5 protein-coding genes are annotated in these 4,066 nt (G+C 40.3%); 4 read left to right on the forward strand and 1 reads right to left on the reverse strand.

Features of this window, described 5'->3' with window-relative positions; genetic code table 11:
- The 3 genes from M0Q51_17100 to M0Q51_17110 all read left to right on the forward strand — a co-directional run.
- Nucleotides 1–299 (forward strand): T9SS type A sorting domain-containing protein (locus M0Q51_17100; protein ID MCK9401687.1); only part of this gene is annotated, 299 nt, incomplete at its 5' end.
- A gap of 75 nt (nt 300–374) precedes the next feature.
- The gene (locus M0Q51_17105) at nt 375–1,421 is read left to right on the forward strand and encodes a T9SS type A sorting domain-containing protein (GenBank protein ID MCK9401688.1); all 1,047 of its coding nucleotides are present in this window, start codon (nt 375–377) and stop codon (nt 1,419–1,421) included.
- 4 nt (nt 1,422–1,425) lie between these two features.
- On the forward strand, nt 1,426–3,021 hold the full coding sequence (locus M0Q51_17110; GenBank protein MCK9401689.1) for a hypothetical protein: 1,596 nt from the start codon (nt 1,426–1,428) through the stop codon (nt 3,019–3,021).
- Between the two features lie 276 nt (nt 3,022–3,297).
- Here the strand turns inward: M0Q51_17110 and M0Q51_17115 are convergent, their stop codons facing one another.
- Complete coding sequence (locus tag M0Q51_17115) at nt 3,298–3,567, reverse strand: hypothetical protein (protein ID MCK9401690.1); 270 nt, start codon at nt 3,565–3,567, stop codon at nt 3,298–3,300.
- Nucleotides 3,568–3,582: 15 nt separating this feature from the next.
- Between M0Q51_17115 and M0Q51_17120 the strand changes: the two genes are divergently transcribed.
- A complete protein-coding gene (locus tag M0Q51_17120; protein ID MCK9401691.1) occupies nt 3,583–3,870 on the forward strand; it encodes a hypothetical protein in 288 nt (95 codons plus the stop codon).
- Nucleotides 3,871–4,066 lie beyond the last annotated feature (196 nt).

A 4,066-nucleotide genomic window follows, 5' to 3' on the forward strand; every position in this document is an offset into this window, starting at 1 on the left:
GGGAAGCGGGGAAGCAGGGAGACGGGGAGGCAGGTGAGCATGGAGGGATGGAGATTTGGCCGAACCCGGCAGGGGAACAAATTCATGTACGATTGAACATGGACGATGGACGATTTAACAAGGATTTGACATTGGTCATTTATAATATTTTCGGGAGAGAAGTTCAAAAAATCAAAATCCCGGATGGGCAGGAAAAGATTTTGGTAAACGTTCAAGGTTTTTCGCCAGGTGTATATATCGCTATCCTGAAAAAAAGTTTTAATTTAGTGGAAAGCAGGAAGTTTGTCGTTGCCAGGTAATTGAAGGATATTGACATTTAAAATAATTCGCGGTCATTCGCAAAATTCGCGTCTTTCGCGTTCCATTTAAATAGAATGCTGATTCCTTCGAATGCACCGGATTTACGCGGAACACTGAAACAATGGAACACTGGAACAATGGAACCGGATGAATCCCCATTTTTATCTGATACGGTAATGATCTCTGCAATTGAGAAGGAAGATGTCTTACCAAATGCTATGATCAGGGATGTCCTGGCAGTAAATCCACAAGCTCCTAAATCCAAAAAGGTCATGGATGCTTTGGATCAGCGTCAAGATACCATTCCGGACTATATGATGGAGGAGATCATGCAGGGATTAAATACTTACGGAGCCAAAGAATTACTGGAACAAGAACTTGGAAGTCATATCTCTAAAAGAGACAGGGCGTGGTCAAACCTTAACCTTTATTATAAAAACGATACGGCAAATTTCGGGCAAGCTATTGATAGTTTAATAGTTTTGCATCAAAATGAAAACAGATTAAACTCCAGGTATAATCTTGCTTTTATGCATATCGACCAGTCTGATTCATCAAATGCATTTAATATCTTGAGTACCATTCCGACCGAGTTTGATCTTTCTGCCCAAGAATTATCGACCCACAACCTCTACCTGGATCTTTTCGATATCCTCTGGCAAATAAAAAGTGATACAACTGAATTGGATAGCGTTCAGGTACAGGCTTTATTTGAAATTGCTTTAGCTTATCATGTCCTTCCCGGTGTCTATGCATCGAATTTATTGTTAAAAGAAAGATTATTGAACTATAACGAACCAGTATATTTAAACGATGTGCTTAAATCTGCCACCGCTCCTGTCAAAAAGCCAAAAATTGATATAAATACTAAACATTTAAGTGTATTTCCCAACCCTGCAGGCAATTATTTTATTACCCAGTATGATCTCTCCGAACACCAATCTCCGGGAATATTGACTATTTCGGATATTAATGGAAAAGAATTACAAGCCATGCAATTGAAGGATACACAAAATCAAATAGTCATTCCTACACAAGGATATGCGGCCGAGATTTACCTAATCAGACTCTTTAGCGGAAATTATTTTATTGATTCTCAAAAAATAACCATTATTAAGTAAGATTATGCGTAGAATTGTATATCTGTTAACTTTAACAGCAGTATTTGTATTGGAATTGACATATTCATTTGGTCAAAGCCGGTGGGTAAAAGTTTATCATGATGAAATAGATGCAGTTGGCGATAAAATGATTGAATCTTATGATCATGGTTATTTTTTATTAGGTCGTTATGGACATAATTATCCAAAATACTTATGGTTAATTAAAACTGATATTAATGGAAATATTTTATGGGAAAAAACTATTGGTGATGGTCTGAACGCAATAGTATTCCTTGACATGGCTCAGGATGACTCCGGCATTATTTATCTAGCCGGTACCACATTATCCTATGATCCTGAAGGAGATCCGTTAATAATGAAGCTTGATTCCTGCGGTGAAAAAGAGTGGTGCAAGGTTTTTTACACTGAAAACAACAATGATTTCTCCAGTTGTTTCACACTGTCAACAGATGGAAGTGTCGCTATCGTATTAAATTACACTAATCCTGAACCCCATAAGGAACGGATATGCGTAGCAAAATTATCTCCAGAAGGGAATTTGTTGTGGAAACATTGCTATACAAGCGCTGATACCAATCAACGGGATGAAGAATCTTATGATTTGATACAAACCCCAGATAAAGGGTTTTTAGTCTCAGGATTCTGTTATTACGAAGACCCAACTTATCCAAACCATTGGATACCTCATCCTTACTTTTTAAAGGTTGATTCAATAGGTAATTTCGAGTGGGAAACAGTGGTTTATAAAGAAACCAACCTGGATGGAGGCGTTGCAGGGAGCACTGCAGTCAGTCCAAATTTGCAATATTATTATTCTTCAATCAGCCACTACTATTATGATACTAATCTAACTTCAGCTGCACTTGTTAAGATGGACATGGATGGAAACGTCATTAGTGTCTTCGATGTTATTTATGGCTATAAGTATGGTAAGTTAGCTTATGCAAATTTCTTGAATGATTCAATCCTGGCAGCAAGCGCCGGTTGGGGAAATAGCGATGAAGACCTTTGGTCAAGAGCCGTGATCATCGATACACTCGGAAACCTGTTGAATTCCACCGTCCTGATGCAGGACCTCTATACGAGTATTCTTCAGGTTGCGTATAACGGCAAACTTGTTTACATGTCAAATACTTTCCAGAACGGCCAGTTTGATGTTTACCTGCGAAAACTCAACCAAAACCTCGAAGACGACACCATCTACACAATGCCTTTTACCTACGACAGCCTTTGCCCGTATCAAATCCTTTCAGATACCATTGTTCAGGATGATTGCGGGTTGATCGTGGGGATTGAGGAGGACGATAAGACTGTAGGACGGTATGACGGTAAGACGGGTGGGTTGGAGGTGTGGCCGAATCCCTGCCGGGGAATGTTGAATGTTGAATGTTTAATGTTGAATGAGGGAAAGGATTATAATTTAAGTATTTATGATATTTTCGGGAGGCTAGCCCCCATCCCCAGCCCTTCCCCCACCCGGGGGAAGGGAGATAGCTGGGTAATTGACGTTTCTGCTCTGCCGCCGGGAATTTACCTGGCGGTGCTAAGAGAAGGATTGTCGATACTAACCAGCACAAAATTCATCATTGCCAGGTGATTTGCCCTATCAGGACTCCGGAGGAGTCAAATATTTATAGAAATGGCCGCATTATAATAATTCCTTTTTTGCCATCAAAGGCACAAAAACACCAAATCCCACGAAGGTCATTTATTTGATAATCAACCTTTGGTGATACTTGGTGCTTTGGCGTCTTGGTGGCAAAATTGATGATTTTACAGAATTTTATTGAATGTCATTATAATTATGGCTTACTTTAGCACACACATAATTGGTTAAACCTCTACGAGGTATTGCGATTTCGCGGGGCGTCTTTTAAGCTTCAATACTGGATCGCCTTCGGCGAATTCTGCGTAGCAGATTTAGTATTGGTGTGCCGGGCATGTAGTAAATCTCAATGGTGCGGGGGTAAACGCCCCCAAGTCCAAAAAGAGCCGTAATGGCCGGAATCTTATAGCCGAAAGCAAGGGTGTCCCGGGCGACCGGATAGGCTACCGGGGAACCGGTAGACGATAGGCGTAAAGGAGTCAGCAGCGGGCATAGTACCGGGAAATAATCACCGGGAAGGCCCAAATCTATAAACAAAGGAAAGCATCGAAGATGCGTAAAGGCAAAGGGCAACAGAAAAACGAAGCAGGCCGGCAATTAAAATTATTTAGCTGGCATGCAGGAGAACTATCAGGGACACCGGACGGCGGAACCGACACGGGAACTCTGCATAGAGTTGAATTGCTTTCACATTTGGAGAGACAGCGAACCTTAACCGAGAACATCTTAGAAAGGATTGTAGATTATGAAAAGTTTGAAAATGTTTCTTTGCAGCATTATTTTATTATGCTCAATCCAATATCTTTTAGGGCAATCCCGTTGGCTTCAGGGATATTTTAATGATCTAAATATTGTCGGCGAAGACTTTGTAGAATATTATGACAATGGGTATTTGATTTCGGGAAAATGTGGCCCAAATTATGTACATTATATTTGGTTGATAAAAACAGATTTGAATGGGCAGATCATTTGGAATAAGACTTTCGGAGAATCTGAAGCTTATATTGCCTTCTTCAAATTGGATGTTAATGACTCG

The organism is Bacteroidales bacterium, assembly GCA_023229505.1.
In the GTDB taxonomy this organism is placed as follows: domain Bacteria; phylum Bacteroidota; class Bacteroidia; order Bacteroidales; family JAGOPY01; genus JAGOPY01.

Bases quoted from the DNA above. Each gene is read 5' to 3' on its own strand.
- M0Q51_17120 (MCK9401691.1), top strand. From the start codon at position 3,583: ATGCGTAAAGGCAAAGGGCAACAGAAAAACGAAGCAGGCCGGCAATTA.
- M0Q51_17110 (MCK9401689.1), top strand. From the start codon at position 1,426: ATGCGTAGAATTGTATATCTGTTAACTTTAACAGCAGTATTTGTATTG.
- M0Q51_17105 (MCK9401688.1), top strand. From the start codon at position 375: ATGCTGATTCCTTCGAATGCACCGGATTTACGCGGAACACTGAAACAA.